3 protein-coding genes are annotated in these 2,485 nt (G+C 64.0%); 1 reads left to right on the forward strand and 2 read right to left on the reverse strand.

The window, feature by feature from the left end; translation table 11 throughout:
- Both WB785_RS03525 and WB785_RS03530 read right to left on the reverse strand, forming a co-directional pair.
- On the reverse strand, window positions 1-641 hold a 641-nt coding region (locus WB785_RS03525), incomplete at its 3' end, for a pyridoxal-phosphate dependent enzyme (RefSeq protein WP_424077307.1).
- A gap of 28 nt (window positions 642-669) precedes the next feature.
- Window positions 670-1,107: a nitroreductase family deazaflavin-dependent oxidoreductase gene (locus WB785_RS03530; protein WP_424077308.1), complete on the reverse strand. Its 438-nt coding sequence runs from the start codon at window positions 1,105-1,107 to the stop codon at window positions 670-672.
- A gap of 216 nt (window positions 1,108-1,323) precedes the next feature.
- On the opposite strand from WB785_RS03530, the gene WB785_RS03535 reads away from it, so the two are divergent.
- Window positions 1,324-2,485, forward strand: a 1,162-nt coding sequence (locus WB785_RS03535) for a fatty acid desaturase family protein (RefSeq protein ID WP_424077309.1), incomplete at its 3' end; no start/stop codon positions are given.

The following is a 2,485-nucleotide window of genomic DNA, read 5'->3' on the forward strand; positions in this document are numbered from 1 at the left end:
TTGCTGGTCCGCTCGGCGAGGTAGGTGGTGATGCCGGCAACGCAGCCACCGCCGCCCACCGGGACCACCACCAGATCCGGCTCTGCGTCGAGCTGACCCAGCAGCTCCACGGCGATGGTCCCCTGCCCGGCCATCGTGCGCAGGTCGTCGTACGGCGGCACCAGCGTGGCGCCGGTGCGCGCCACGTCAGCCAGCGCCGCTTCGGCCGCCAGATCGTACGTCGACCCGCCCACGATCAGCTCGATGAACTCTCCGCCGTGATACCGGATGCGGTCCCGTTTCTGCTTCGGGGTCTTGGCTGGCACGTAGACACGCCCCTGCACACCCAGCGTCCGGCAGGCGAACGCGAAGCCCTGCGCGTGGTTTCCCGCCGACGAGCAGACCACGCCCGCGGCCAGCTCCTCGTCCGACAACTGCACCAACAGGTTGTAGGCACCGCGCAACTTGTACGAGCGCACTACCTGCAGGTCTTCGCGCTTGAGGTAGACGCTGGCCCCAGTCGTCGCCGACAACCGCTCGCTGAACTGAAGCGGTGTGGGCGTGACGACCCCGGCGATTCGCTTCGCCGCAGCGTCGATCTCGGCCGCAGACAGCGGCCCACCACCCGGGGTGCTAGGAGTCTGGCTCAGTTCGGCGGACACTGGTTAATGGTGCCACCCAGCTGCAAGTTCACTGCGCAGGGGTAAGCACGAAGACCGGAATCTGCCGATCGGTCTTCTTCTGGTAGTCGGCGTAGTCCGGCCAGGCCTCGACTGCACGCTCCCACCAGACGGCCTTCTCGTCGCCGAACACCTCGTGGGCGTCGTAGTCGCGGGTAACGCCGCCATCCTGCAGCTCGACGCGCGGGTTCTTGGCGATGTTGTAGTACCAGACCGGGTTCTTCGGGGCTCCGCCGAGGGAGGCGACGACGGCGTACTGGCCGTCGTGCTCGACCCGCATCAGCGGGGTTTTGCGGAGTTTGCCGGTCTTGGCGCCCACCGTGGTCAACAGGATGATGGGCTTGCCTTTCATATCGGCGGCCTCGGCCCCGCCGGATTCGGCAAACTTCTCAGCTTGTTCTCGGGACCAGTCCCACGGGCTCGGAGCGTATTCACCTTGAAGTGGCATGCAACCACCTTAATCGCGCACCTTAATCGCGCTGAGACAACGGTGTGACGCCCGCCGTGTAGAGTCTGCGAGCGATACCGACAATCCACGGTCAGACACGGCGTAGAGCCGATAAAGCAGGTGCTCAGACAGATGCTCCAGCTGTTCAACTGGCCGCTGCGCGCCTTCGCGCGGACAGGTCCACCTGCGACCCCGGCCAAACCGCGGTAAGCGTCGATGGCCATCACCGAAGTACCCGAATACGCCCATCTGAGCGACGCGGATGTCGCCGCGCTCGCGGTCGAGTTGGACACGATTCGCTGCGACATCGAGGAGTCGCGGGGCGTCAAGGACCGTGAATATATCCGTCGCGCCATCGCCTTCCAGCGATGCCTCGAGGTCGCGGCGAGGCTGACCATCCTTGCCACGAAAACCAAGTTCGGCTGGGCCGTCGGAACCGTCGCGCTGGCTGTGGCCAAGTGTGTCGAGAACATGGAACTCGCCCATAACATCACCCACGGTCAGTGGGATTGGATGAACGACCCGGAAATCCATTCGGCTACCTGGGAATGGGACATGGTCGGTCCCTCATCGCACTGGCGGTCCTCGCACAACCACCTTCACCACAAGTTCACCAATGTCATCGGCATGGACGACGACCTCGGCTTCGGAGTCATGCGGGTCACCCGCGACCAGGAATGGCGGCCAGGCAACCTGTTGCAGCCGTTGCGCGCAGTGCTGCTGGCGGCCGCCTTCGAATGGGGTGTCGCGATGCACGGCCTGTACTCGGTCCAGGGTCGGGAGACCACAGAAGCCGGCAAAGCTGCCCACACCAAAGCAATGATCCGCAAAATGGCTCGCCAGGCCGGCAAGGATTATGTTCTCTTTCCTGCTTTGAGCCACCGGCGTTGGCGTCGCACACTGGGAGCCAACGTGGTGGCGAACGGGCTTCGCAACGGGTGGGCCTACATCGTCATCGTCTGCGGTCATTTCGCCGACGGCGCCGAAAAGTTCACCGCGTCGGTCTTGGAGGACGAGACGAAGCCGGAGTGGTATCTGCGGCAAATGCTGGGTACCGCGAACTTCCGGGCCGGGCGGGTGTTGGCCTTCATGAGCGGAAACCTCTGCTACCAGATCGAACATCACCTGTTTCCTGATCTGCCGAGCAATCGGTTACCCGAGATCGGCGAACGGGTCCGCGCGCTGTGCGTGACCTACGACTTGCCCTACACGACAGGTTCCTTCCTTCGCCAGTACCTACTCACGGTGCGCACGATCTGCAAATTGGCTCTGCCGGGCCGGTTTCTTTCCGCATCCTGCGACGACGCACCAGAAACGGCCTCCGAGAACAAGTTTCGGAATACCAAGAGGCGGCCAGACTCCCCTCGCGTCGACGGCG

This window comes from Mycobacterium sp., assembly GCF_049585075.1.
Lineage (GTDB): Bacteria > Actinomycetota > Actinomycetes > Mycobacteriales > Mycobacteriaceae > Mycobacterium.